The 25,952-nt window shown below is 56.5% G+C and carries 20 protein-coding genes and 5 pseudogenes; 24 read left to right on the forward strand and 1 reads right to left on the reverse strand.

The genetic code is table 11. The annotated features are described in order from the left end of the window. Window positions 1-6 precede the first annotated feature (6 nt). The 3 genes and pseudogenes from HLB35_RS08405 to HLB35_RS08415 all read left to right on the forward strand — a co-directional run bounded on the left by HLB35_RS08405 (window position 7) and on the right by HLB35_RS08415 (window position 3,307). Window positions 7-1,984 (forward strand): annotated as a pseudogene (locus tag HLB35_RS08405) (alkaline phosphatase D family protein). A 174-nt stretch (window positions 1,985-2,158) separates the two neighbouring features. Then, complete coding sequence (locus tag HLB35_RS17190) at window positions 2,159-2,404, forward strand: hypothetical protein (protein WP_328731395.1); 246 nt, start codon at window positions 2,159-2,161, stop codon at window positions 2,402-2,404. A 117-nt stretch (window positions 2,405-2,521) separates the two neighbouring features. Next, complete coding sequence (locus tag HLB35_RS08415) at window positions 2,522-3,307, forward strand: PAS domain-containing protein (RefSeq protein WP_171702252.1); 786 nt, start codon at window positions 2,522-2,524, stop codon at window positions 3,305-3,307. Window positions 3,308-3,314: 7 nt separating this feature from the next. On the opposite strand, the gene HLB35_RS08420 is transcribed toward HLB35_RS08415, so the two are convergent. Further along, window positions 3,315-4,304 carry a putative metalloprotease CJM1_0395 family protein gene (locus tag HLB35_RS08420; protein WP_328731397.1) on the reverse strand — a complete coding sequence of 330 codons (990 nt, stop codon included), beginning with the start codon at window positions 4,302-4,304 and terminating at the stop codon, window positions 3,315-3,317. Between the two features lie 21 nt (window positions 4,305-4,325). Here HLB35_RS08420 and HLB35_RS08425 point away from each other — a divergent pair, with 21 nt between their 5' ends. The 21 genes and pseudogenes from HLB35_RS08425 to HLB35_RS08520 all read left to right on the forward strand — a co-directional run bounded on the left by HLB35_RS08425 (window position 4,326) and on the right by HLB35_RS08520 (window position 25,945). Further along, window positions 4,326-4,556 (forward strand): DUF2835 domain-containing protein, encoded by a 231-nt coding sequence (locus tag HLB35_RS08425; protein WP_171702254.1) that lies wholly within the window; start codon window positions 4,326-4,328, stop codon window positions 4,554-4,556. A 137-nt stretch (window positions 4,557-4,693) separates the two neighbouring features. Next, window positions 4,694-5,365: a glutathione S-transferase gene (locus HLB35_RS08430; protein ID WP_171702255.1), complete on the forward strand. Its 672-nt coding sequence runs from the start codon at window positions 4,694-4,696 to the stop codon at window positions 5,363-5,365. 26 nt (window positions 5,366-5,391) lie between these two features. Further along, window positions 5,392-6,447: a transporter substrate-binding domain-containing protein gene (locus tag HLB35_RS08435; RefSeq protein WP_171702256.1), complete on the forward strand. Its 1,056-nt coding sequence runs from the start codon at window positions 5,392-5,394 to the stop codon at window positions 6,445-6,447. Further along, window positions 6,414-6,875 (forward strand): diguanylate cyclase domain-containing protein, encoded by a 462-nt coding sequence (locus tag HLB35_RS18335; RefSeq protein ID WP_171702257.1) that lies wholly within the window; start codon window positions 6,414-6,416, stop codon window positions 6,873-6,875. Before HLB35_RS08435 ends, HLB35_RS18335 begins: the two co-directional genes overlap by 34 nt. Further along, complete coding sequence (locus HLB35_RS08445) at window positions 6,869-8,008, forward strand: putative bifunctional diguanylate cyclase/phosphodiesterase (protein ID WP_328731398.1); 1,140 nt, start codon at window positions 6,869-6,871, stop codon at window positions 8,006-8,008. The genes HLB35_RS18335 and HLB35_RS08445 overlap by 7 nt, the downstream gene beginning before the upstream one ends. Window positions 8,009-8,278: 270 nt before the next feature. Continuing rightward, entirely contained in the window at window positions 8,279-8,545 is a 267-nt protein-coding gene (gene rpsT / locus HLB35_RS08450; protein WP_171702259.1) for a 30S ribosomal protein S20, read from the forward strand. Between the two features lie 302 nt (window positions 8,546-8,847). Beyond that, a pseudogene (gene murJ, locus HLB35_RS08455) lies at window positions 8,848-10,082 on the forward strand (murein biosynthesis integral membrane protein MurJ). Continuing rightward, window positions 10,082-10,252, forward strand: a complete 171-nt coding sequence (locus HLB35_RS17200; protein WP_235937087.1) for a hypothetical protein — start codon at window positions 10,082-10,084, stop codon at window positions 10,250-10,252. Before murJ ends, HLB35_RS17200 begins: the two are co-directional and overlap by 1 nt. Before the next feature lie 87 nt (window positions 10,253-10,339). Further along, window positions 10,340-11,407, forward strand: a complete 1,068-nt coding sequence (gene ribF, locus HLB35_RS08460; protein ID WP_171702260.1) for a bifunctional riboflavin kinase/FAD synthetase — start codon at window positions 10,340-10,342, stop codon at window positions 11,405-11,407. 7 nt (window positions 11,408-11,414) lie between these two features. Then, window positions 11,415-14,245 (forward strand): annotated as a pseudogene (gene ileS, locus HLB35_RS08465) (isoleucine--tRNA ligase). Continuing rightward, complete coding sequence (lspA, locus tag HLB35_RS08470; protein ID WP_171702474.1) at window positions 14,238-14,765, forward strand: signal peptidase II; 528 nt, start codon at window positions 14,238-14,240, stop codon at window positions 14,763-14,765. Before ileS ends, lspA begins: the two are co-directional and overlap by 8 nt. 35 nt (window positions 14,766-14,800) lie before the next feature. Beyond that, a complete protein-coding gene (fkpB, locus tag HLB35_RS08475) occupies window positions 14,801-15,247 on the forward strand; it encodes an FKBP-type peptidyl-prolyl cis-trans isomerase (protein WP_171702261.1) in 447 nt (148 codons plus the stop codon). A gap of 48 nt (window positions 15,248-15,295) precedes the next feature. Then, window positions 15,296-16,308, forward strand: a pseudogene (gene ispH / locus HLB35_RS08480) (4-hydroxy-3-methylbut-2-enyl diphosphate reductase). A gap of 76 nt (window positions 16,309-16,384) precedes the next feature. Next, the gene (locus HLB35_RS08485) at window positions 16,385-16,789 is read left to right on the forward strand and encodes a type IV pilin protein (RefSeq protein ID WP_328731402.1); all 405 of its coding nucleotides are present in this window, start codon (window positions 16,385-16,387) and stop codon (window positions 16,787-16,789) included. Between the two features lie 36 nt (window positions 16,790-16,825). Beyond that, window positions 16,826-17,239 carry a type IV pilus modification protein PilV gene (pilV, locus tag HLB35_RS08490; RefSeq protein ID WP_171702263.1) on the forward strand — a complete coding sequence of 138 codons (414 nt, stop codon included), beginning with the start codon at window positions 16,826-16,828 and terminating at the stop codon, window positions 17,237-17,239. Between the two features lie 2 nt (window positions 17,240-17,241). Continuing rightward, window positions 17,242-17,799 carry a PilW family protein gene (locus tag HLB35_RS08495; protein WP_171702264.1) on the forward strand — a complete coding sequence of 186 codons (558 nt, stop codon included), beginning with the start codon at window positions 17,242-17,244 and terminating at the stop codon, window positions 17,797-17,799. Next, window positions 17,799-18,302, forward strand: a complete 504-nt coding sequence (locus HLB35_RS08500; RefSeq protein WP_171702265.1) for a pilus assembly PilX family protein — start codon at window positions 17,799-17,801, stop codon at window positions 18,300-18,302. Before HLB35_RS08495 ends, HLB35_RS08500 begins: the two co-directional genes overlap by 1 nt. Window positions 18,303-18,412: 110 nt before the next feature. Beyond that, a pseudogene (locus HLB35_RS08505) lies at window positions 18,413-19,434 on the forward strand (tryptophan--tRNA ligase). A gap of 148 nt (window positions 19,435-19,582) precedes the next feature. Further along, entirely contained in the window at window positions 19,583-20,812 is a 1,230-nt protein-coding gene (locus tag HLB35_RS08510; RefSeq protein ID WP_171702266.1) for a YeeE/YedE family protein, read from the forward strand. A gap of 632 nt (window positions 20,813-21,444) precedes the next feature. After that, on the forward strand, window positions 21,445-23,670 hold the full coding sequence (locus HLB35_RS08515) for a TolC family outer membrane protein (RefSeq protein WP_235937088.1): 2,226 nt from the start codon (window positions 21,445-21,447) through the stop codon (window positions 23,668-23,670). Between the two features lie 127 nt (window positions 23,671-23,797). Then, window positions 23,798-25,945, forward strand: a complete 2,148-nt coding sequence (locus tag HLB35_RS08520; RefSeq protein WP_171702476.1) for a type I secretion system permease/ATPase — start codon at window positions 23,798-23,800, stop codon at window positions 25,943-25,945. Window positions 25,946-25,952 lie beyond the last annotated feature (7 nt).

Raw genomic sequence — 25,952 nt, forward strand, 5'->3', positions numbered from 1 at the left:
GTTTCCATGCCTGGATCAGAACAGACACCTTTATTTGCGCCAACCCTATCGACACAAACGCCGTCGACAGACACCCTGCCAGATATTCTGGTGGGGCCCTTGCTGCGTAGAATAACGTCAGGCCGCTGGGTGATGTGGTTAGTGGCCTCTCGGGACGTGAGACTTCAGCTCAAGTTACAGCCTGAAAGTCAGCCCGCACGACACTACGCGCTTGAAGATGCCCAGCAATGTGTGTGGCTAGGGCGCCACGCTTGCCTGTACCTGATTGACCTGGAACTGGAATCGCCGCTGCCGACCGATATGCTGATTGATTATGACGTCTTGGTGGAAGGCGCGGATGGTGAGGTGTCCGGTATCGGACAATGGGCGCCCTGGCTATGTTATGAAGATAGAAACTGCCCGAACCTGGTCATTGCCTCTGATCATCGACGGCTGCTGCATGGTTCCTGTCGCAAGCCTCATCATGATGGCCCGGATGGCCTGGTGCGCGCTGATAGCTGGTTGGAGAGCCGCCTGATGGATAGCGAGCAGCGCCCGGCCTGGCTGTTGATGACCGGTGACCAGGTGTATGTCGATGACGTGGCTGGCCCGCTGCTGCGGGCAATTCATGCCCTGATTGCGCGCCTGGGGCTGGTAGATGAAGTGCTGGAAGGGGCGACCGTGGGCGACAGCCAGGCGCTGTATCAATCAGCTAACAGCTACTACCAGCGTGAGGCGTTGTTGCCTGATGCGACCAGCAATGCCGCCTTGCGCGAGCGCTTTTTGGTGGCGTCAAAAAACCGATATTCACCTCGGCCAATGCTCAGAATCACCTGATGACACTGGCAGAAATGCTAGCCATGTATTTTCTGACCTGGTCACCCACGCCCTGGCGGCTGATCGAGGTGACAGCGCCCAAGCTGGAGGCGTCAGAAGCGCAGCTTTACCAGCAGGAGAGAGGCATTATTGATGCCTTTGTGGAGGGTTTGCCCCAGTGTGCCCGGGTGATGGCGCATATTCCCAGCCTGATGATTTTTGATGATCATGACGTCACCGACGACTGGAACCTGACCGCTGACTGGGAAATGACGGCCTATGGCCATCCGTTTTCCAAGCGGATTATCGGTAATGCGCTGTTTGCCTATCTGCTCTGCCAGGGCTGGGGGAATGCACCGGAAAAACTGCAAGGGCTGATTGATAGCGCTCAGGCGCTGTTGCGCACTTCTTCACCCGCACCCAGGCCGCTAGTGGCTGAACAGCATGATGAGTTTATCGAACAACTGCTGCGCTTTCAGGGCTGGGAATACCAGCTGTCGGGCAGCCCGCCCTTGATTGTGCTGGATACCCGTACCCGCCGCTGGCGTAGTGAAAGCAACCCCAAGCGGCCCTCTGGGCTGATGGACTGGGAAGCGCTGATGGAATTGCAGCAGGCACTGATTGATGCTCCAGGCGCGATCATTGTGTCTCCCGCGCCGATGTTTGGCGTCAAATTGATCGAGGGCATCCAGAAGATCTTCACCTGGCTGGGCAAACCCTTGGTAGTCGATGCCGAGAACTGGATGGCCCATCGCGGTGCGGCCAGCGTGTTGTTGCAGATCTGGCGGCATTCAAAAACCCCGGGTAATTTCGTCATCCTTTCCGGTGATGTGCACTATTCATTTGCTTATGACATTCTGATCAGCCATCGCGAGGATGCACCTCACCTTTGGCAGGTTACTTCAAGCGGGATCAAGAATACTTTTCCAGAGATGCTGTTAAATACCTTTGACCGCCTTAACCGCTGGCTTTATGCCCCCTGTCGCCGCTCAACTGGTTGACCCGGCGCCGCAAATTCACTGTCTATCCCCGCGACCCTGAACAGGCAAAGGCAGGTGAGCGGCTATGGAACGGTAGTGGCATTGGACTTGTGACTCTGGATAAAGAAGGCCGACCGTTAGACATCCGCCAACTGGATGCCAATGGCATGGATGTGGTCTTTCCGCCGCCCAAAGCATTGAGGCGTTAAACAGTCCACTCCTTATCACACTTTTCTGCCTCCCCCGAATTCTCTTTCTCTGTATTCCCACGTAGCGTACTGAGGAGCAGTAGGCTTCTCTGGTGCAGACGGCCTCAAGTATGGAAGAAATCACCGCGACCGTTCGCCAGAGCGCTGATAACGCTCAAGAAAATTTCCGAGCGGGTGCAGAAAGTCGCTAATCTGGTCGATGAAATGGCCTCTGCGACCACAGAGCAGTCATCAGGGATTGAGGAAATCAACCGTGCCATGACCCAGCTGGAAGAGGTTACCCAGCAGAACGCTGCTCTAGTAGAGGAAGTCGCGGCTGCCAGCCGCTCGCTGGATGAGCAGGCAGAAGAAATGGCAGAAATGATCGGTAAATATCAGGTTCACGACGTGGGCACCACGCCGCGGCTTGCGTCTTCCTAGCCACAGCCGTCATGATATCTGGGCGCTTTTATAACGAGCGCCTGGCTGTCTTAAGGCATTTTTGCCAGAGAGTCTGCCTGGATATTGACGATCAGCGTAGGTAGGAGGCCTCTGGCCATGACCCATCCTTTTAACTCTGCCAGTAGTGGCCACCCCGATAAAAAAGCCTCAACGGTTGATACGCTTTCCGGACTGCGCTTTGAGCAGTTTTATGTGGCCGTTGAGCAGAGCCCGGTGGCGACAGCCATTACCGATGCGAATGGTTGCATCGAGTTCGTCAACCAGCGTTTTCTGGAAATCACCGGCTACGACCGTGAGGAGCTTCTGGGTAAAACGCCCGCCTTGATTCAGTCTGGCATGACACCGAATGCGGTCTACGACACCATGTGGGCAACGCTTAAGGCCGGTGATGTCTGGAAAGGTGAAATTCTCAATCGACGCAAGAATGGCGAGCTGTACTGGGAGAAGCAGACCATCACGCCGGTCAAGCATTCCGACGGTGAGATTCTCAACTATGTTGCCGTCAAGGAAGATATTACCCACTGGCGTCGCCAGGAAAATGAGCTGCGCTTGATGGCCGCCGCGTTTGAAACCGGCCAGGCTGCCCTGATTACCGATGCGGATGTGGTCATTGAGCGGGTGAATCAGGCATTTGAGGAGATTACCGGTTATTCAAGCGCTGAAGCGGTAGGGCAAACGCCACGCCTGCTTAAGTCTGGCCACCACGATGACGACTTCTATCAGCAGATGTGGCGTTCACTGCGTGAAAAGGGGCACTGGCAGGGCCAGGTGTGGAACCGCAACAAAAGCGGTGACATTGCCCTTTACTGGCAAGCCATCACCGCTGTGCATGATGATGAGGGCCAAGTGCTCCGCTTTGTGGCCGTGTTTCACGCCCTTTAATAAACCGTCAGGCGGCGCGGGAGTTGTCAGCGCTCATGCTGGGATCAACCGCTTGGCCACCAGTATCAGCGGCCAGATTGCCTCTGGCAGGCATGGCGCTGGCGTCAATGCCGTCTCCCGTATTGCCAGCAGCGCTGCTGGCGGTGTCGGCTTGTGCATTCTCAGCATCAGCAGCGCTGCTGTTTTCTGCGCCCGATGCGCGGGCATTGTTCATTTCGCTTTGCAGCCTGGAGGCTTCCAGTTTGGCTTCCAGCAAATACTGGCGCGCCTGAGCAGCGACCTGCAGATCCTTGGATGAAGGCTCTGCCGGTGCCAAGGCCGCAGAAATTACAGTTTGCATTTTCTCGACGGTAGCTTGAGGGTCACCTTTCACTGGGCCGTAATCAATCGGCACTTCGCCGCCCACCGCATAGCGGTTGCCATCCGGGCCGGATTGATAATCATAGCTGGCACTGCCGGTGTAGGGGCCGCCGGCAATTTCATGGGCACGCTCGTGTTGGCGAACTTCTTGATCTCTCTGCTTGAGCTGCTCAACCTGACGAATTTCCTGTTCGTTCAGCGGCGTGCCGTCCGGACGTGTGGGAGCGTTACCAAAAGGGTTTTCGTTACTTTCCCGGCTTTCTTGAGTCTCGTCGCCTGGCTGTGCGGGGCGGTTCTGTTCTGACCCTTCCGGCGCGTTGACAGGCGCAGCATTATCAGTGGAACGCTCGGTAGACCGGCGGCCGTTGGCGGTGCCTTCAGCCGGGTTGGCGGTAGAGGAAGCTACCCGCGCGTAGTCATTGCCTGTTTCGGCAAACGGGCGCTGGTCTGCCTGTGAAAGTGTCGCCCCTGCGGCACGCTCGCTACCGCCTATGCGGTTCGTCGCAGAGGCAGTGACCGACCAGTAGGTCGACGGTAATGCGCTACTGACAGCTGAGATGGACATAAGCGGTACCGAGAAAGTAAACGATGAAGTAACATTGTAGACCAGTATCGGCAACTCGTCCTCAGACTGCAAGACAGGAACATCACAACGTCAATGCCTTCTATTGATATCGTATTGCATCTTTCCTATGACGAATGCCTAGCCCACTATGAAGGGCGGATAGGTAATGTGCGCACCCGCAGCCTGGATGGCCGCTGGGTGATTTTTCCGGCGGAAGCCATTCGCCGCGTCGTCAGCCGAGACGGCGTACATGGGGCGTTTCGGCTGAACTTTTCCGACCAGGGAAAATTTATCAGCATCGAACCCTTGGCCGCGCGGCGTTAGTGGCCGAAGGCGAGTGTGACGTTTGTCTCTGGTGTTGCCAGATGAGTGCCAGTAGGGTTTAGCACAACAAGTAGGTAGGCTTGTTTACCTGTTGCTGACGTTTATCAGCACATCCTTTCTTTGACCGTGGAGTCGTTATGATTCGTGTCCATCATCTGGAAAAGTCTCGCTCGCATCGGGTTCTCTGGCTTCTGGAGATCCTTGCGCTTGACTATGAAATCGTTACCTATGCCCGCGATAACGACACTCAACTGGCGCCTCAGGCATTAAAAGAGATCCACCCGCTGGGTAAGTCGCCGGTGGTCACTGATGGCGATATTACCATTGCCGAATCAGGCGCTATCGTCGATTACCTGCTGATGCGTTATGGCCAAGGGCAAACGGAGCCGTCACCGGATAATAGCGCGGCCTGGGTCAATGAACGTTACTGGCGGCACTATGCGGAAGGCTCCTTGATGCCGCTGCTGGTGATGCGTCTGGTGTTTAGCCAGTTGCCCAAACAATCACCCCTTTTGATCAAGCCAATCGCCAAGGGCATCAATGCCACGGTCAATGAGCGTTTTCTGGCGCCTCAGCTGGCAGAGCACCTCTCCATGATCGAGGCACACCTGGAGCCACGCGGCCAGTTCTCCAGCACCTGGCCAAGCGGTGCGGATGTGCAGATGAGCTTTCCGCTGCAGGCGTTGGCCCTGTCTGATTCATTGCGCGATTATCCAGCGATCAGCCGCTATGTGGCACGTATTGAAGCTGACTCGGCCTGGCAGCGTGTTGTCGAGCGCGCCGGACCCATGACGCTGCCGGGCATATAGCCGTGCGGGGTGTGTTTGCCTGCCTTATGCCCGTTGCCTTGTCGCTGCTGCTCCTGACGCCTGCTGAGTCTCAGTCGCTGTCGCTGAAAGTGGGTGTCTACGACAATCCGCCCAAACTATTTGCCGGTGCGGAAGGCGAACTCCGCGGTATTTTAGGCGAGCTGCTGGTTGAGATGGCCAATGCCGAAGGCTGGCAGCTTGAGAGTGTCAATTGCCAGTGGCAAGAGTGCCTGGATGGGCTTGCCTCTGGTGAGATCGATATCCTGCCGGATGTTGCCTGGAGTGCCAGCCGTGCAGGCTGGATGGAGTTTCATCAGGAACCGGCCCTGCACAGCTGGTCGCAGATCTATCAGCGTGAGGGGCTCGGGTTGGATGCCATTCTGGATCTGGACGGTAGGCGCCTGGCCGTGGTGAACGGCTCCATCCAGCAGCGTTATCTGGCTGAGTTGTCCGGACGTTTTGCCATTGAGATTGACTGGCTGGGTGTGGAGAGCTTTGCCGATGGTTTTGACGCGGTCAAGGAGGGCAGGGCTGATGCTGCCGTTGCCAATCATCTCTTTGGTGGCTGGCGCGCCGCTGAAATGGGCTTGCAGGAAACAGCGATCATTTTTCAGCCTGTACGCCTTTATTACGCTGTTTCTGTTCAGGCGCCGCAAGGCGTTCTGGCGCGCATTGATGAGTATCTGAAAGAGTGGAAGGCACAGGCGGGTTCTGTCTATTACACCACACTGCGCGAGTGGCGCGCTGAGCCTGGCGTACCCCGGACACCGGCATGGCTGCCCTGGACGCTGGCGGCCTTGCTGATGATGCTGTTGGCGGCACTTGCTGGTTACTGGCTGCAGCGCCAGCGCAGTGCGCATAGCGCGGCGCGCCTTGAAGCTCAGCGGGAAATGCTGGAAACCATCCTGGACAGTCTTGAAGCTCACGTCTATATCAAATCGCCGACCCTTGAATACCGCTACGTCAATAACAAACTGTGTAACTTTCTTAAGCGTTCTTCCAGCGAGATTCTGGGGCATCGTGATAGTGAGTTTTTGACGCGGCAACGGTGGCTGAGTGGGCCGACATTGACCGTCGTGTGATGGCCAGTGGTAAAAAGACCACTACCGAAGAAAGCCTGGCGCTCAAAGGTGATAAGCAGGTGCGCACTTTTCTGTCTATCAAGATGCCATTGGTGATGGCGCCAGGGGAAGCACCATCGTTGTGTGGTATCTCCACCGACTTGACCGACTACCTTGAAATGCAGTCGCGCACTCATTATCTGGCGTTTTACGATGCCCTGACAGGTTTGCCAAACCGCCGCCTGTTGCTTGAGTCGCTGGCATCCGTGTTAGAGAAAAAAATACCTGATGGCCGTTTTACCGCCCTGCTGGTGGTTGATCTGGACAGCTTCAGGTTGGTCAATGATATTCATGGCCATGATAGCGGAGACCGGCTTTTAAGGCGGGGGTGGCAGAATGCCTACAGCACTGTCTGGCATCAGCGTTCAATGAGCATAAAGCTGTGCTGACAGGTGGCGATACCGCTACGTTGGAAGCCGCAGAGTCAGGCGGTGAAACCCATAAACATTTGATACTTTCACGCTTCAGTAGCGATGAGTTTGTGCTATTGGTAGATGATATCGATGGCAACTCTGAGGACGTCGCTAATCAGATTGAGCGCTTGGGCCGTCAGCTGATTGATGCCGTTGGGCGCCTCAGCGTGCAGGATGCCCTGCCGATCAGTGCCAGTATCGGCATTACTCTCTTTCAGGAAACCGTGGCACAGGTTGATGTGGTGTTGCAGCAGGCTGACATGGCGCTTCAGCAAGCCAAGGCGGCAGGCGGCAATACGCTGCGTTTTTTCAATGCCGACATGCAGACCAGTGTGCTGGAACGAGCCAGCCTTGAAGCAGATTTATACCAGGCGCTTGAGCGCGATGAATTGAGGCTTTTCTATCAGCGCCAGGTCAATGAGCAGGGAGTGACAACAGGAGTGGAGGCGCTGCTGCGCTGGCAGCACCCTGAGCGTGGTATGGTGTCTCCTGGGCTTTTTATTCCTCTGGCGGAAAACAACGGGCTGATTGTGCCGATTGGCCGCTGGGTGTTGGAAAAAGCTGCCCGCCAGTTGGCGCTGTGGACTCAGAATGCCGCTTATTCGACATTGACCATTTCCGTCAATGTCAGCTCGGTTCAGTTCCAGCAGTCCGAATTTGTTAGTGATGTGGAGAAGATTCTGCACCGCACCGAGGCACCGCCTGGACGGTTGGTGCTGGAAGTCACCGAGAGCCTTCTGATGCACGACCCAGCCCGTGTGCGGCTGACCATGTTGCAGCTGCGTGAGCATGGCGTGCGTTTTGCCCTGGATGATTTTGGTACCGGGTATTCGTCATTAAGCTATCTCAAGCGTCTGCCGCTGGATGAGTTGAAGATCGATCAATCCTTTGTGCGTGAACTGCTGGCTGATAAAGCCGATGCGGCGATTGTCGAGACCACGATTCTGCTGGCAAGCAGTCTTGGCTTGAAAGTGGTGGCAGAAGGGGTTGAAGAGGCGGAGCAGCTTGCCTGGTTAAAAGCCCATGGCTGCGGGCTGTATCAGGGATTCCTGTTTGGTCGCCCCGCCCCGATAGAGGTTGCCTTTGACGGCGACACGACACACGCCTAACCGCTGGCAAGCCTGGCTGACAGGTGATAGACTATGCCATCCTCTCAGACAAGACCCGTGAACGGGCAGTTTTCAACACTGCCAGTTGCACATTTTGGTAAGGCAAAACGCCAATCCAATTAAGCGGTTACCGCATTATTTACTGAGCGGTAACTGAGTGTCGGAAACGTCGCAGCAGGCACTGTCTGATTAACAGCCAGGTGCCAAGCGATGAATATACAGTTAATCCGTTGCCATTAACGGCAACCTTTTTCTCCAAGGAGATACCCTGTGGCGAACAGCAAGCAAGCTCGCAAGCGCGCCCGCCAGGCCGAGAAGCGTCGCGTCCTGAAATCCAGCCAGCGCAGCATGGTCCGTACTTATATCAAGCACGTGATCAAGGCGATCAATACTGGTGACCATGCCAAGTCAATGGAAGCTTTCCATGCCATGCAGCCGGTTATCGACCGCATTGCGGACAAGGACGTGCTCTCCAAGAAGAAGGCTGCTCGCCTGAAGAGCCGCTTGAACAAGCGTATCAAGGCTCTGGCGGCGTAAGCCGGCAAGCGCCTTAAAAAAACCGGCCAAGGCCGGTTTTTTTGTGTCTGTCAGCTGTGTTGCCTGCCATAACGACGTCAACACGATTGGGTCAACGCCCGTCTTAATGGATGAGACGCAAGAGAGGCTGCCATGAGTAGACCAACGCCTGATCGCACTGATCAGCCGCCCGCCCGTCGTGGGCTGATGGGCTCGGGGCTGATTGTCAGTGCAATGACGATGCTTTCTCGCGTCATGGGGTTGGCGCGGGATGTGGTGATTGCCGCCCTTTTAGGGGCAGGCACCGGTGCAGACGCCTTTTTGTGGCGTTCAAGATCCCCAATTTTTTGCGCCGTCTATTTGCGGAGGGAGCCTTCAACCAGGCCTTTGTTCCGGTGCTCTCGGAGTATTCCACGACGCGCACCCGGGAAGAGATCCGCGATTTGCTTAACGCGGTCGCCGGTAGTCTGGCCGCCGTGCTGGCGCTGATTACCGCCTTGGCTATGCTCGCAGCTCCCTGGCTGGTATGGGTGTTTGCGCCCGGCTTCGGGCGTGACCCAGAAAAGCTGGCGCTGACGGCGGACATGCTGCAGTTGACCTTTCCGTACCTGTTGTTGATCTCATTAACAGCGTTTTCAGGCAGCGTGCTGAATACCTGGAACCGTTTTGCAGTACCGGCCTTTACGCCTGTGCTGCTGAATCTTTCACTGATTGGCGCTGCGCTTTTGCTGGTGCCGCTGATGGATACTCCGGCCATGGCGCTGGCTTGGGGGTGCTGATTGCTGGTGCCGCCCAGCTGGCTTTTCAGGTGCCGTTTCTTTTTCGCCTGGGGCTTTTGCCTAAGCCCTGGCCGAATTTTGCCCATGAAGGAGTGCGGCGCATTCTGAAGCTGATGGCACCGGCGCTGTTCGGGGTCTCGGTATCGCAAATCAACCTCTTATTGGATACCGTTCTGGCTTCATTTCTGGCAGCGGGTAGCGTTTCCTGGCTGTATTATTCAGACCGTCTGGTCGAGCTGCCGCTAGGGGTGTTTGGCGTTGCGATTGGCACGGTGATTCTGCCGGCGCTTTCCAAACGCCATGCCAGCCAGTCTCGGGAGCATTTTTCAGCCATGCTGGATTGGGCAATACGCATGGTGCTGTTGCTGGGCCTGCCTGCGGCGCTGGCGCTGGCGGTGCTGGCCGAGCCGCTGCTGATTACCCTGTTCCACTATGGCGCCATGACCGATCACGATATTCAGATGGCCGCGATGAGCCTGCGCGCCTATGCGTTTGGCCTCTTGGCCTTCATGCTGATCAAGGTGTTGGCGCCGGGTTTCTTTGCCCGTCAGGACACTAAGACGCCGGTCAAAATCGGTATCATTGCCATGCTGGCGAATATGGTCTTCAACCTGATTCTGATCTGGCCGCTAGCCCATGCCGGGCTGGCGCTGGCGACGGCTTTGTCGGCCTTTATGAATGCAGGCATGCTGGGCTATCTATTGCGTAAGCAAGGTATTCTGGTGTTTCAGCCAGGCTGGCCGCGTTTTGCACTCCAGCTGGTGGGGGCAGTGCGGTGATGAGCATTGGCCTTTACTGGCTGGCACCGGAATGGCAGGCCTGGCTCGAGTTTTCGCTTTTCCAGCGGGTTGGTTGGGTGAGCGTGCTGGTAGGGTTGGGCGCCGGTGTCTACTTTGCCTGGCTGGCGGCCTTTGGTCTGCGCCTTAAACAACTTAAAATGCACAGTTAAGGTTACAATACGGTGCCAGGCATACATTGACGCGGGCAGGTTGGTTATAATCGCCTGATGTTACAGGTTTCACACAGTTGAGGTGCCATGCGCGTTATTCGAGGGCTGCACAATCTGACCGATGCACACCGGGGTTGCGTGGCAACCATCGGTAACTTTGATGGTGTGCACCGTGGGCATCAGGCCATTTTGCAGCAGTGCCGCGAACACGCGGCCCGCCATGATGTGCCGCTGACGGTGGTTGTATTTGAACCTCAACCGCGTGAGTTCTTCGCTGGCGAGCAGGCACCGCCACGGCTGACCCGCCTGCGTGAGAAAGTTCGCCTTTTGATGGCTCATGGCGCTGAACAGGTGCTGTGTCTGCCGTTCAACGATGCGCTACGCAGTCTCACCGGGCGTGAATTTATTGATCAAGTGCTGATCAAGGGGCTGGACGTCCGCCATCTGGTAGTGGGGGATGATTTCCGCTTTGGCTGCGACCGGCGCGGTGACTTCAATCTCTTGAAAGCAGTCGGTCGCGAGCAGGGGTTTGGCGTCGAACACACCCGTACGTTCACCGTGGCTGACGAACGGGTTTCCAGCACCCGGGTGAGAACTCTGCTGGCCAGCGGTAATTTTCACGCCTCAGCGCGTCTATTGGGGCGTCCTTATTCACTAAGCGGGCGCGTAGTGCGCGACCAGCAGCTGGGGCGCACCATTGGTGTGCCCACCGCTAACCTGCCGCTGCTACCGCAACCGCTGACCTTGCGTGGGGTGTTTGCAACGGTAGCAGAGCTTGAAGACGGGTGCTGCTACCCGAGCGTGGCCAATATTGGTTATCGCCCTACCGTCGGCGCGCAGCGCCCGACGCTGGAAGTGCACCTGTTTGACTTTGACCGTAATATCTATGGCCAGCGCTGCACGGTTTACCCCTGCGCCAGGCTGCGGGGCGAAACCCGCTTTGATGATTTTGATACCCTGAAAGCACAGATTTACGCGGATCAGGCGCGCGCGCGACGCTATCTGGCCAATTATCAGGGCGCAAACCAGGCCTTGCCACTTGCCTCGGCGCCGGCCCCTTTATCTGATATTTCTGCCGCTGATATTCCCGCAGCGACAGCTATTTTCTCTGACACAAGGTCAGCGGACGATTCCGCTGACGCTAACGACGGCTGACCGGATTATGGATTACAAGCACACGCTGAACCTGCCTGAAACAGACTTTCCGATGCGCGGCATGCTGCCCAAGCAGGAGCCTGGCCGGGTTTCCAAATGGCAGGACATGAACCTGTATCAGCGCCTGCGCGAGGCGCGCGCGGGCAGGCCACAGTTTGTTCTGCACGATGGCCCTCCCTACGCCAATGGCAGCATTCATATCGGTCACGCCGTCAACAAGATTCTCAAGGATATTATTGTCAAGTCCAAGAACCTGGCCGGTTTTGATGCCCCTTACGTGCCGGGCTGGGACTGCCATGGCCTGCCGATTGAGCATAAGGTGGAAACCACCCACGGTAAGCATCTGGGAGCGGATAAAGCTCGCGAGCTGTGCCGTGACTATGCCACGTCACAGATTGAAACCCAGCTGACGGATTTTGTCCGCCTGGGTATTATCGGCGATTGGGAACACCCCTACCGCTCGATGGATTACGCCAACGAAGCGGGTGAGATGCGTGCCCTGGCCGATATGGTCGATGCGGGCTACGTGTTTAAGGGGCTAAAGCCGGTTAACTGGTGCTTTGACTGCGGCTCGGCGCTGGCCGAGGCCGAAGTTGAATATGCCGACAAGACATCAGACGCCATTGATGTGGCTTTCCCGGTGGAAGACGCTGACAAGCTGGCGGCGGCGTTCGGCCTTGATGCTTTGCCCAAGCCGACCTCCATCGTGATCTGGACCACCACACCCTGGACGATTCCGGCCAACCAGGCGCTTAACGTTCATCCTGAGTTTACCTATGCGCTGGTCGATGTGGGTGACAAGTTGCTGGTACTGGCAGAAGAGCTGGTGGAAAGCTGCTTGGAACGCTATGAGCTGAGCGGCGAGGTAATCGCCACGACTCAGGGCAAGCAGCTGGATCTGATCAACTTCCGCCATCCTTTCTATGAGCGCCTCTCACCGGTGTATCTGGCCGACTATGTGGAATCTGAGGTAGGCAGCACCGGTATTGTTCACTCCTCGCCTTCCTACGGGGTTGATGACTTCAACACCTGCCGTGAGCACGGCATGAGCTTTGATGACATGCTCAACCCGGTGCAGGGCAACGGTGTGTATGTTGATGATCTGCCTTTCTTTGGCGGCCAGATGATCTGGAAGGCCAACCCGCAGATTGTCGAAAAGCTGCGCGAGGTGGGCGCGCTGATGAATCACAAGCGCTATCAGCACAGCTATATGCACTGCTGGCGCCATAAAACGCCGGTTATTTACCGGGCTACGGCGCAGTGGTTTGTGGGCATGGATATTCAGGGTAAAGACGGCCAGACCCTGCGTGACAAGGCGCTCAAGGGGATCGAGGATACCGTCTTTACACCTGCCTGGGGTCAGGCGCGGCTGCACAGCATGATTGCCAATCGCCCGGACTGGTGTATTTCCCGCCAGCGTAACTGGGGCGTGCCGATTCCTTTCTTCCTTCACAAGCAGACTGGCGAGTTGCATCCTAGAACGCTTGAGCTGATGGAGGAAGCGGCCAAGCGCGTCGAGCAGGATGGCATTGAGGCGTGGTTCAAGCTTGACCCCGCTGAACTGTTGGGGGCAGAAGCCGCGGAGTACGATAAGGTCACCGATACCCTGGATGTGTGGTTTGACTCCGGCACCACCCACCGCCACGTGCTGCGCGGCTCTCACCCGCATGGGCATGCCAGCGGCCCGCAGGCTGACCTGTATCTGGAAGGCTCCGACCAGCATCGTGGCTGGTTCCATTCGTCACTGCTGACCGGCTGCGCGATTGACGGTCACCCGCCTTACCGTGGCCTGCTGACCCATGGGTTTACCGTCGATGCCCAGGGTCGCAAGATGTCAAAATCTGTGGGCAATGTGGTAGCGCCCCAGGAAGTGATGGACAAGCTGGGGGCTGACATCCTGCGTCTATGGGTGGCCTCAACGGATTACTCCGGTGAAATGGCGGTTTCCGATGAAATCCTCAAGCGCACGGCGGATGTGTATCGGCGTATTCGCAACACGGCGCGTTTCCTGCTTTCCAACCTCAACGGCTTTGATCCGGCGCGTGATCAGGTCGCCTTTGGCGATATGCTGGCGCTGGATCAATGGGTGGTCGACCGCGCTGCCCAGCTGCAGAGGCGGATTGAAAAAGCCTATGAAGAATACCGCTTCCTGGATGTCTACCAGCAGGTTCATGGGTTCTGCGCCCGGGAGCTGGGCGGTTTCTATCTGGATGTGATCAAGGATCGCCAGTACACCACTCAGGTAGATTCGCTGGCTCGGCGCAGTGTGCAAACTGCGCTTTATCATGTGGTGGAAGCGCTTTCCCGTTGGGTAGCGCCGATCCTGTCGTTCACCGCTGAAGAAATCTACACCCATATTCCGGGTGAGCGGGGCGATAGCGTTCTGCTGGAAGAGTATTATCAGGGTCTTGGCACCCTGGATGATCAGGCGGAGCTGGGGCGTGATTTCTGGGAGCAGGTGCTGGAAGTCAAGCATGCGGTCAACAAGTGCCTGGAAGATGCACGTAATGCCAAGGTGATCAAGGGCAGCCTGGCCGCGGATGTTACCCTGTATGTAGATGACAGCCTGCAGCAGACGCTGACCAAGCTGGGCGATGAGCTGCGTTTCGTGATGCTGACCAGCGAGGTACATCTGGCGCCGCTTGCCGAGGGAGACAACGCCGAAGTCACTGAGCTTGCTAACCTCAAGGTGGCTGTAGCGGCCAGCGAACACACCAAGTGTGAGCGCTGCTGGCATCACCGTGAAGATGTCGGCACCCATGCGGATCATCCGGATCTATGCGGACGCTGTATCAGCAACCTGCCGGAAGGCCCGGGGAGACGCGCCGCTATGCCTGATCAGGCGGGCTCGCAAGCGCCGCTGGCGCCCATGCGTCAACCGCTGCGCTGGCTGTGGCTGGCGCTGGTGGTGATAGCGCTGGATCTGGCAACTAAATATGCCGCCAGCCACTGGCTGAATTATGCCCAGCCGGTAGAGGTGCTGCCGTTCTTTAACCTGACGCTGTTGCACAATACCGGCGCGGCGTTCAGCTTTCTGGCCGGGCACCCTGGTTGGCAGCGTTGGTTCTTTGCTGCGGTGGCTATTGGGGCAAGTATTGCCCTGACGGTCTGGCTGTCGCGGTTGAAGACGGATGAAAAGCTGCTGGCGATTGCACTGCCGCTGATTATTGGCGGCGCTTTGGGTAACCTTTATGATCGGCTAGTACACGGCTATGTGGTGGATTTTCTGTCGTTCCACGTGGCGGGCTGGTATTACCCAGCGTTTAATATCGCGGATATCGGTATTACCCTGGGCGCTGCGGGCATGATCTGGGAATCACTCTTTGCCGACCGTCGGCGTAAACAACGCAAGGCTTGATGCCTGCTTCTACTTTTCAAGGGCACAGATTACCGATGAGCGATTATCTGATTGACGATGGTATGGAAATTACCCTGCACTTCACCTTGACGCTTGAAGATGGCACGGTAGTGGATTCAACCCGTGAAAAAGCCCCCGCCACCTTCCAGTTTGGTGATGGCAACCTGCCGCCGGGCTTTGAAAACCCGATCAAGGGGCTGGGGGTTGGCCAGGGCGGACGCTACACCATTACGCCTGAGCATGCCTTTGGCCAGCATAATCCGCAGAATATTCAGACCCTCAAACGTGAAGATTTTGGTGACCAGGAACCCGAGATTGGTATGGTGATGTCGTTTGCCGATAAAGCGGGAACCGAACTGCCCGGAGTGGTCAAAACCATTGATGACGAGCGGGTCGAGGTGGATTTCAACCACCCGCTGGCAGGGCGTACGCTGACGTTTGAAGTTGAAGTGCTGAATGTGACGCCGGTCACCAAGCATTAGGGGCTAGTTTTATTTATTAACCGATGCGTGAGGCATCAAGGCGCTTTTATGCAGTCACCAGAGCTTTCATCACAAGGTGCAACAGAGCTTGCCGAGCCGACTCAGCCGGTGCAGATCAAGCTGGCCAACCCGCGCGGATTCTGCGCGGGCGTCGACCGGGCAATTGATATCGTCAATCGTGCGCTGGATGTGTTTGGCGCACCGATCTATGTACGTCATGAAGTGGTACACAATCGCTATGTGGTCGATACCCTGCGTGAACGTGGGGCAGTATTTGTTGAGGAACTCGATGAAGTGCCGGATGACGTCATCGTGATCTTCTCGGCCCATGGCGTTTCTCGGGCGGTGCAGCAGGATGCCGAGCGCCGCGGTCTCAAGGTGTTTGATGCCACCTGCCCGCTGGTCACCAAGGTGCATATGGAAGTGCTGCGCTACGCCAAGCGCGGTCAGGAATGTATTCTGATTGGTCATGAGGGCCACCCTGAAGTAGAAGGCACCATGGGTCGCTACGACGACTCGAAAGGGGGCGTATCTATCTGGTCGAAGACGAAGAGGATGTGGCCCGCCTGACAGTCAATGACCCGACAACCCTGGCGTTTGTTACCCAGACCACGCTCTCCATGGATGATACCGCTCGGGTCATTGATGCCCTGCGTGACAAGTTCCCTGAGATCCAGGGGCCGCGCAAGGACGATATCTGCTACGCCACCCAGAACCGTCAGGATGCGGTACGTGAACTGGCCGCAGATAGCGATCTGGTGCTGGTCGTCGGCAGCGCCAACAGTTCCAACTCCAACCGCCTGCGTGAGCTGTCCGAACGTATGGGCACGGCCGCGTATCTGGTGGATGACGCTGAACAGATTGACGAAAGCTGGCTGAAAGGCGTCAGCCGTATCGGCATCACCGCCGGTGCCAGTGCCCCTGAAGTACTGGTAAAAGGTGTGATTGAGCGGCTGCAGTCACTGGGGGCGACAGCACCACAGGAGTTGGTGGGTCGTGAGGAAACGATCACGTTTTCAATGCCCAGCGAACTGCGCGAACGGGTTATTGCCAGCAGTTAGAGCACTCTCTTCTAATGCAATCAACGGGGGCTTGCGACATACTGCCTGTCTACTCGAGCAGCCTATGGAGCACCCCGTGTCCTCTTACTCCCCTTACGTTTTACGCCTGCGTGCTGGACGCTTCCAGCACGGCTTTACGCTGATCGAAATGCTGATTGTCGTGGCCGTCATCGGAATACTGGCAGCCATCGGCTACCCGCGCTATACCGCCTATGTGGAGCGTTCCCTGCGCAGCGATGCCCACGCAGGGCTGCTGCAGGCAGCCTCGGAAATGGAGCGCTGCTATTCGCGTGAATATTCCTATGAAGACTGCACGCCTGATACAGCAGAATCCCCGGACGGCAGCTATACTATTACTAAATCAGTAGAAGACGATGATGGCGGGTTTACGCTAACCGCAGCCACAGAGCGCAGCGATGGCTGTGACAGTGGTATTACCCTCAATGCCCTTGGAGAGCGTGCACCGCAAGAATGCTGGTAATCATGGGATAACATCGCGCATGTGCAGGGAGGCACAATGGCATATCGAATCGCAGCGGGCAGACAAGCGGGTTTTGGGCTGATAGAAGTCTTGGTAGCGCTGGTAGTTCTGGCCTTTGGGCTGTTGGGGATGGCTGCACTCCAGCTGAATGCGCTGAAAAGTGCTACCCAAAGCTATCAGCGCAGTGTTGCTACCCTGGCGGCTATTGATGCCCAGGAACGTCTTTGGGCAGCCTTGGCCAATTCCCCGGACGGCAACTGCAGCGGGCTTACCGCCAGTGTCAGAAGTGACTGGCAAACCGCCTGGTTTGCCGATAGCCAGACACCACTTGCGGCGCTAAGCGGCCATCTCAAAGGTTCCGGCTGTACCTTTGAAGTTGAGGTTACCCTGAACGATGGTAACCCTGCTTATTCCTATACCTTCCGCTTGCCCGACCTGAGCGATGCCTGATCATGAAGCGTCAGGCGGGGATTACCCTGGTGGAACTGATGGTCGCTCTGGCCATTGCGGCGCTTACCATCCTCGGGGCAGGGCAGCTTTACTTGTCAGCACTGACTACTTTCCAGCAGGTAGACGCTTTAAGCCGTCGTCAGGAAACGCTGATTTTTGTAACGGAAACGCTGATCCGCGATATCCGCAATGCTCATACGGTCACTCATGAAAGCCATGCCATCAAGCTGGCGGTGCCCAAGGATGCGTTATCCAGCTGTGCAACACCTGACTTGGATAAACGTTATTACCTCAATCCGGCTCCATCGGGCGGTTATTCACTGACTCTCAGCGAATGCAGGGAGCCTGGGGGATGGAAAACCAGCCAGCCGTTGATCAGTGGCTTTCATGATGACAGTGCGTTTGCCGTAGAGGCGAAAGGCAAGGGCCGCTATCAGCTGACTTTGCAGCTTAGCGCTGATAACTCCCAGGGCTATGAAACCATTGCCTTCAACGTGCAGAGCAGGGTTGCTGCGCTGGCCCAGCATGATGCGAGCACAGTGCTCACAGGAGGTAAGTGATGCAGGCGCAGCGCGGCGTAGCGCTGGTGATTGTTATGGTGCTGCTGGCCAGTACCGCCCTAATAGCTATTTCCGCCATGCATGCCAGCTTGCTGGAAAATAAACAGGCGGCCAGCTACCGTGCGGCGGCGCTGGTGCAGATGGCCAGCGAAGGTGTGGCTGTCATGCTGCTGGAAAATCCGGCGAATTCAGCGCTGGCCAGCTGTGCAGGTCATCACGACTGGGGTGATTTTAACGCTTTCAGCAGTGTATACCCAGCCGTACAGCTTGAGTGTCGTCAATGTGTTGACAGCATTGCCGGTCATTGCCTGAGCAATGGAGATAAGCTTGACGTTGTAATCGATGGCGTGGCGGTTGAGCACAGTGTCACGGCCACCGTCTTGCTGCGTGCACAGCTGATTGACCAGGCCAGGGCGCGCGCAATTGCCAGCCGAACCCTGGTGATGACCCGTCTGTATGATGAGATTGACGCAGCCGCGACGCTACGCTGGCATGCGTTATAGCCTGTTGCCCGTAGCGCTGAATGTTCAGGCATGGATTGACGGTTGGCGATGGTCGCCTTGGCGCAGGCGTCGCGTTATCATTGACGCATTTGACCAAGAGCCTTAACCGCATGCATCCAACCAGCAAAACTCGCGTTCTTACCGGTATTACCACCACAGGTACGCCGCACTTGGGGAACTATGTCGGAGCGATCAAACCGGCGATCGAAGCCAGTCAGGACTCTAACGTCCAGTCGTTCTATTTTCTGGCTGATTACCACGCCCTGATCAAGTGTCAGGATCCTAAACGCGTACAGCAATCGCGGCTGGAAATCGCGGCCACCTGGCTGGCGCTGGGGCTCGATACCGATAACGCCATCTTCTACCGTCAATCGGATATCGTTGAGATCCCCGAGTTGACCTGGATGCTGTCCTGCGTGTGCGCCAAGGGTCTGATGAACCGCGCTCATGCCTATAAAGCCGCCGTGGCTGAAAACGAAGAAGCGGGTAATCAGGACCCGGATAAAGGCATTACCATGGGGCTGTTTGGCTACCCAGTGCTGATGGCGGCGGATATTCTGATGTTCAATGCCAACAAGGTGCCGGTGGGGCGTGATCAGATTCAGCATATTGAAATGGCGCGGGATATCGCCGGGCGCTTTAATCATCTCTACAAAGGCCAGTACTTCACTCTGCCGGAAGCAGTGGTGGATGAAAAAGTGGAAGTGTTGGGGGCCTGGATGGCCGCAAGATGTCAAAAAGCTACAACAATACTATTCCGCTGTTTGTCAGTGAGAAAAAACTGCTGAAGCTGGTGCGCAAGATCAAGACCAATTCGCTGGAGCCTGGCGAGCCAAAAGACCCGGAGACCTGCACGCTGTTTCAGATCTATTCTGCCTTTGCCTCAGCGTCAGACGTGGCTGCCATGCGCGAGCAATATGCCCAGGGTATTGGTTGGGGAGATGCCAAAAATCAGCTGTTTGAATATCTCAATGCCCATCTGGAAGCTCCTCGTGAGCGCTACAATGCGCTAATGGAAGACCCAGCGCATATTGAGGCGGTACTGCAAAAAGGCGCCGAGCGCGCCCGTGAAGAAGCTGCCATCACCATGGATAAATTGCGCAGTGCCGCTGGGCTTGGGCGCTTTATCTAAGCTGATATTCTTGTTTTGTCTATTAACCTTTGAATAAGTAATTTTACGCTATTTCACCCTCACGGTACCCTGAGCCAATTCGTCAACAGCCCCTGAACGCCGGTTACTCAACCGGCGCTTTTACTTCGAGTTGCTCAAGGTGATTACCATGTCGACCGCTTCCTCCCCTGTTTCTTCATCCCTGACCGCTTCGCCACCTTCGCGCCTTGCCTTGGCGGCTGGCGCCCTGATTATTCTTGGCTCCTTGTTGGTGGGTATGGTGTTTGATGCCAGTAACGGTCTGTTGATGCTGGTAGGTGGCCTGCTGGGTATGGTGCTTTACCACGCGGCCTTTGGTTTTACTGCCGCTTGGCGGGTTTTTATTACTGAACGCAAAGGGCGCGGTTTACGCGCCCAGATGGTAATGCTGGCCCTTGCGGTTGTGCTGTTTTTCCCAGCGTTGGATGCAGGTTCACTGTTCGGCACCTCTGTTTATGGCTTTGTCGCCCCGATTGGGCTTTCAGTGATTGTGGGGGCCTTTATCTTCGGCGTAGGAATGCAGCTAGGCGGTGGCTGTGCGTCAGGTACCCTGTTTACTGCCGGTGGCGGTAATGCCCGCATGTTGATTACATTAGTGTTCTTTATTGTCGGTTCAGTGATTGGTTCGGCACATTTTACCTGGTGGCAAAGCTTGCCGGCCTTTGCGCCCGTCTCGCTGGTCAAACTTGCTGGCGCTTGGGGCGGTGTCGCCATTAGCCTTGCGCTTTTCACCGCTATTGCTGTCTTTACGGTAGTCATGGAGAAACGTCGTCATGGACAGCTTGAGCGTACCAGCGTCGTCAACAAGCAAGGGACTGAACGTTGGTTGAGTGGCCCCTGGCCGCTGTTGTTTGGGGCAGTGGCATTGGCGCTGTTGAATTTTGCCACTCTGGCACTGGCAGGCCGCCCCTGGGGCATTACATCGGCTTTTGCACTATGGGGAGCCAAGGCGTATCAGTTAGTGGGCGGTGATGTCACCCAGTGGGGTTACTGGCAATCTTCATGGAATGCAGCCGCATTGAATTCCAGCATCTGGGGCGATATCACTACCGTCATGAACGTTGGCATTATGTTGGGTGCCTTGATGGCGGCGAGCCTGGCGGGGCGCTTTGCGCCTAACTTCAGGATACCTTTACGTTCAGTTGCAGCCGCAGTGATTGGCGGCATCATGTTGGGCTACGGCGCGCGACTGGCATTTGGCTGTAACATTGGCGCCTATTTCAGTGGTATTGCATCAGGCAGTCTGCATGGCTGGATATGGCTGATTGCCGCTTTTGTCGGCAACATGGCAGGCATTCGGTTACGGCCATTGTTCTTCCCGGGTGAACGTCAACTTTCTCCAATCGCCAAAGGGTGCTAGTCCATATTAAAAACCCCGATCAGTGATCGGGGTTTTTTAAGCAATTCGAATAGTTATAGTCAATTAAACTGAGTTTATAGCAGTATATTATAACTTTATTTATATGCAAAATTCTTATATAGCCGGTGGCTGTGAGTCATGAAATGCTTGGTAGACGCTTATGGTAGAAGGTAAAAAATATCCGTATCAGTAGCGCTGAGTGGAAGTTGTCGCCTGATAGCAGGTGCTATGGTGGATGATGTGGTTGTTCTAAAGCGAACTTAGGAGTAAGGCAGGATGTAACCCTAGTTGCGTGGGAATTTATCAGATTTTTTAGGCGAAAATTTTTTGCGTGGATTAGAATGTTAAATCGGGTTACGTTATATTGCTCATAGCATTGAAATACTCTGGCAGCACTTAAATAAAATTTATCTGTTCCATGCAAAAATTTTGCGCCGCACGACTGGGTCATTTTGCTCTTGATGGACGTAGAGGCAATGTCTGAAGCGGCTGGCTATAAATCGTCCAAAAGCTTGGTGCCGGAAGAAAATAATTAAAAAATGTTTCTCTAGGCACTGCGTGCGCTCACCACAACGTCTTCATCAACAGTCCTGCTGAAATAGCCTGACTGAGTGACACATAAGGGATCAACAATGGATATGAAACCAATGTACACACTAGGCAAGTCAGCGGTTCGCAAAGCGACACTGCTTTCTACAGCGGCTTTTGTAGGAGGAGGCTTGGCACTGTTGCCGTTGACACAGGCCGTTGCTCAGTCGTTGCCCAACGGTATGTCGGCAGCAGGTTCCGCCGATCTACGCTCGGTGGTTCAGCAGACGATTACTCAGAACCCCGAAGTGAAGGCTGCCTTCCAAGCGTTTAGCGCTGCAGGCTTTGATACTGATGAAGCGCGCGGAGGTTTTTTGCCCACGCTGGACGCCACAGCAGGTATCGGGCGTGAAAGTGTGGAAGGGGATGGTCGAGGCAGTTTTGATAGCGATTTTGTGCAACTTGAACTCAATCAGATGGTTTTTGATGGTTTTGCAACGGCCAATGAAGTTGAGCGTCTCAACAAGGCACGTCTAGTACGTTACTACGAACTGTTGGATGCCAGTGAGCAGGTCGCTCTTGAAGCTGCCCGTGCTTACGCAGATGTCAAACGTCACAGGGAACTGGTGCGCCTGGCGCAAGATAACTATGCCGAGCATCTGCGGGTTTATAATCAGATTGAAGAGCGTGCTCTCTCAGGGGCTGGGCGAGGCGTGGATCTTGAGCAGATATCTGGCCGACTGGCATTGGCCGAATCCAATCTGATGACAGAGGCTTCCAACCTTCACGATGTGTCAGCTCGCTATAAGCGCATAGTGGGTGATTTACCTGCTGAAACCCTTGAGCAGGCGCCTGAAATGGCTGGGTTTTTGCCACCTTCGGTCACTGACGCGGTCAACCTGGCTTTTGAAGGTAATCCGGAATTTCATGCGGCCATTGAGAATATTGACGCAGCCCGTGCTCAGCAGGATGTGACCCGCTCCGGCTTTCAACCACGTATGGATATTGTTGGGCGTGCTGGCACCAACAATAACAGCGATGCAGGCCTGCAGGGGCGCCGTGATGAACAGAGCATTGAGCTAGTGGCCAGCGTTAATCTATTCCGCGGTGGCTCTGACCTGGCTTCTTTCCGCGCAGCCAGTGAGCGTATTGATCTTGCAGTTAATGAACGTGAGCTGATCTGTCATAACATTCGCCAGACTACTCAGATTGCCTACAACGATACCCAGCGCCTGCGCGAGCAGATGGAGTACCTTAACCAGCACCGTCAGTCAATTGACCGCGTGCGCGGCGCCTATCAGCAGCAGTTTGATATTGGCGAGCGTACCTTGCTGGACGTGCTTGACAGTGAAAACGAATACTTCGAAGCCAGCCGCGCTTACGTTAACGCTGAATATGACGTGCTGATTGCGGATGCGCGTACACTGGCCTCGATGGGGCAGCTGTTGCAAACTCTGGAAGTGGCCAATAGTGATATCCCGAGCCTGTCTGATCTTAACAGTCAGGGTGTCAATATCGACCCGGAAACCGTGTGTCCGGTTGAGGGCCCGGAAGGCTTTACGTTAGCCGACCTGGTAGGTGATGTGACAGCACAGCCTACCCGTGCACCGGATGCGATTCTGTCGGCAGATGCATTGTTTGCTATTGACAGTGCGGTGCTTAGTGCAGAAGCGCGTTCGGAGCTGATGCAGCTGGTCGATCAGATTCGTGGTCGCGAAGATCTTGGGCGCATCTATATCGCTGGCCATGCGGATACTACCGGTAATGACGCGATTAATGAGCCGTTGTCACGTCGGCGCGCTGAGAGTGTCGCTAACTTCCTTATCCAGCAAGGAGTAAACGGCAGCCTGATACAAACCGAAGGGTTCGGTTCCCGCCAGCCGGTAGCCAGCAACGACACAGCGCAAGGGCGACGCCAAAATCGGCGCGTTGAGGTGACCTTGGAAACCTTGGGTGAACTCGGCGATTATATGGTAACCGATACTCGCAGCGCCCAACCTGTGCCGACCTTATCGGCTGAGCAACAGCAGGGCAGCTTGAATGCGAGCTACGCCGGGTCAACTTCGTCGCGTCAGCAACCCGCGCAAACAATGCGCCAAACCGCTAATCAGTCAACCGCCAATTTCTATCTGCAGGTTATGGCATTGAGCAACGAGGAATCTGCTCGTGAGCTACAACGGTCACTACAGCAGCGCGTGGATGGTTCGGTTCGGGTGGTTAACGGAGGTGGTTTCTTCCGCGTCCAGGTAGGCACCAATGGCAATCCGATGGAGTTGCGCCGTCAACTTGATTCATTGGGCTACTATGATGCCTTCCCTGTCAGCAGTTAATTAATCGCGTTTAATGAAGCCGGCTACTCCGCATCCTGAACAGGAAGCGGAGTAGCTAGAGTGAGCGTGCTGCTAAATGCTGATCCTACCCTAGATAGAGGTCTGTGTGCCTAACGAAAGCCACTTGATGCCAGAAGAGCCCGCGACCTTGGCGGAGGCGGATGAACTGCTGGAATGCCTGCTGAGTATTGCCCACCAGCACCACCACGAGACCACCCGGGAAGCGCTGCGGGCGGGGTTGCCGCTGGAAGAGGGCAAGCTGACCCCGGGCGTCGTGGGCCGCGCCGCTGCTCGCGCTGACCTGACCGCGCGGATTGTCAAAAGCCCGCTGGGCGAGCTGAACCCGGCGCTGTTTCCGGTCATCCTGCTGCTGGAATCAGGCCGTGCCTGTCTGCTGCAAGAGGTGGATCTGAGCACCGGGCAGGCGACGGTCAGCTTTCCGGAACTCAGCGACGCCACCACCGATATCAGCCTGCACGGCCTGGCAGAGGCCTACAGCGGCCAGGCCATCTATGTGCGCCCCAAGTTCCGCTTTGACGCCCGCGGGCCGGAAGTCAAACAGTCCCGCGAGCGCCACTGGTTCTGGGGCGTGATCCGCGAAAACCGCAAGCTCTATCGGGATGTGATCCTGGGCTCGGTGCTGATCAACCTGTTTGCCGTGGCCATGCCGCTGTTTGTGATGAACGTCTACGACCGGGTAGTGCCCAACGCCGCCACTGAAACGCTCTGGGTGCTGGCAGTAGGCATTCTGATCGTGCTGTGTTTTGATCTAGCCTTGCGCCTGATGCGCAACTTCTTTGTCGATCTCGCCGCCAGTCGGGCAGACGTCAAGCTGACGTCCTCAATCATGCAGCGGGTACTGGGCATGCGCATGGAAGCCAAGCCGGCCTCCACCGGCTCCTTCACCTCCACCCTGCAGTCGTTTGAATCGGTCAGGGCCTTTATCGGCTCGGCCACTATCGTTGCCCTGGTGGACCTGCCCTTTGTGCTACTGTTCATGACCATTATTGCCCTGATCGGCGTGCCCCTGGTGATCCCGATTGTGGTGGGCGCGGTGTTTGTCCTGCTGTACGCCATGGCCGCCCAAAGCAAGCTGCACGAACTCTCCGAGACCACCTGGCGGATCAGCGCCCAGCGTAACTCCACCCTAGTGGAAGCAGTGGGCAATCTGGAAACCGTCAAGGCCCTGCGCGGCGAAAGCCGCCTGCAGGGCAACTGGGAACGGGCCTCGGCCTTTCTGTCCCGCACCGCCGCCCAGCTGCGTCTGGTCAGCACCTCGGTGACCAGTGTGGCCCTCTGGGCCCAGCACACCGTCTCGGTGGTGATCATTATCATCGGCGTCTACCTGATCATTGAAGGTGAGTTGACCCAGGGCGGCCTGATAGCCGCCTACCTGCTGTCCTCCCGAGCCATGGCGCCGATCAGCCAGGCCGCCGGCCTAATGGCCCAATACCACCAGTCGGCCACCGCCCTGGAAGCGCTTAACGGCGTGATGGACAAACCCCAGGAACGCACCGACAGCAAACGCTACATTGACCGCCCCGTGGTGCAGGGCGACCTTCGCTTTGACAGCGTCTCACTGCGCTACCCGGACGAAGAACGCGATGCCCTGCGCGAGGTCAGTTTCCGCCTTAAACCCGGCGAAAAAGTCGCCCTGATCGGGCGGATTGGCTCCGGTAAATCCACCCTCAACAAGCTGCTGCTGGGGTTCTACCAGCCCACCAGCGGTGCTGTGCTGCTCGACGATGTGGACATTCGCCAGTACGACCCCCTGCAACTACGCCGCCATATCGGCTATGTGCCCCAGGATATCACCCTGTTCTACGGCTCTCTGCGCGACAACATTGTCGCTGGCGGCGGTATTGACGGCGTGGATGACGACAAGCTGCTCGACGCCATCAACCTCAGCGGCCTGGCCGATCTGGTGCGTTCCCACCCGCAAGGCGTGGATCTACCCGTGGGGGAAGGCGGCAGCCTGCTCTCCGGCGGCCAGCGTCAGGCAATTGCAATTGCCCGCGCCGTGGTGCATGCGCCCCAGGTGCTGCTGCTCGATGAGCCCTCCAGCGCCATGGACCACGCCAGCGAAGACCGGCTCAAGAAACAGCTGACCCGCTACGCCGCCGACAAAACCCTGATCGTGGTGACTCACCGCACCTCACTGCTCTCCCTGGTCGACCGGATTATCGTTATGGACGGCGGCAAGGTGATGGCCGACGGCCCCCGCGAGCAGGTGGTGGAAGCGCTGCGCAAAGGGCAAATCGGGAGGGCCAGCTAATGGCGAA

The organism is Vreelandella azerica (assembly GCF_013112225.1).
Classification (GTDB): Bacteria; Pseudomonadota; Gammaproteobacteria; order Pseudomonadales; family Halomonadaceae; genus Vreelandella; species Vreelandella azerica.

Bases quoted from the DNA above. Each gene is read 5' to 3' on its own strand.
- pilV (WP_171702263.1), top strand. From the start codon at position 16,826: ATGGCATATCGAATCGCAGCGGGCAGACAAGCGGGTTTTGGGCTGATA.
- ribF (WP_171702260.1), top strand. From the start codon at position 10,340: ATGCGCGTTATTCGAGGGCTGCACAATCTGACCGATGCACACCGGGGT.
- HLB35_RS08520 (WP_171702476.1), top strand. From the start codon at position 23,798: ATGCCAGAAGAGCCCGCGACCTTGGCGGAGGCGGATGAACTGCTGGAA.
- lspA (WP_171702474.1), top strand. From the start codon at position 14,238: ATGCCTGATCAGGCGGGCTCGCAAGCGCCGCTGGCGCCCATGCGTCAA.
- HLB35_RS08495 (WP_171702264.1), top strand. From the start codon at position 17,242: ATGAAGCGTCAGGCGGGGATTACCCTGGTGGAACTGATGGTCGCTCTG.
- fkpB (WP_171702261.1), top strand. From the start codon at position 14,801: ATGAGCGATTATCTGATTGACGATGGTATGGAAATTACCCTGCACTTC.
- HLB35_RS08435 (WP_171702256.1), top strand. From the start codon at position 5,392: ATGCCCGTTGCCTTGTCGCTGCTGCTCCTGACGCCTGCTGAGTCTCAG.
- HLB35_RS08430 (WP_171702255.1), top strand. From the start codon at position 4,694: ATGATTCGTGTCCATCATCTGGAAAAGTCTCGCTCGCATCGGGTTCTC.
- HLB35_RS17200 (WP_235937087.1), top strand. From the start codon at position 10,082: ATGAGCATTGGCCTTTACTGGCTGGCACCGGAATGGCAGGCCTGGCTC.
- HLB35_RS08510 (WP_171702266.1), top strand. From the start codon at position 19,583: ATGTCGACCGCTTCCTCCCCTGTTTCTTCATCCCTGACCGCTTCGCCA.
- HLB35_RS08515 (WP_235937088.1), top strand. From the start codon at position 21,445: ATGGATATGAAACCAATGTACACACTAGGCAAGTCAGCGGTTCGCAAA.
- HLB35_RS08425 (WP_171702254.1), top strand. From the start codon at position 4,326: ATGCCTTCTATTGATATCGTATTGCATCTTTCCTATGACGAATGCCTA.
- HLB35_RS08415 (WP_171702252.1), top strand. From the start codon at position 2,522: ATGACCCATCCTTTTAACTCTGCCAGTAGTGGCCACCCCGATAAAAAA.
- HLB35_RS08500 (WP_171702265.1), top strand. From the start codon at position 17,799: ATGCAGGCGCAGCGCGGCGTAGCGCTGGTGATTGTTATGGTGCTGCTG.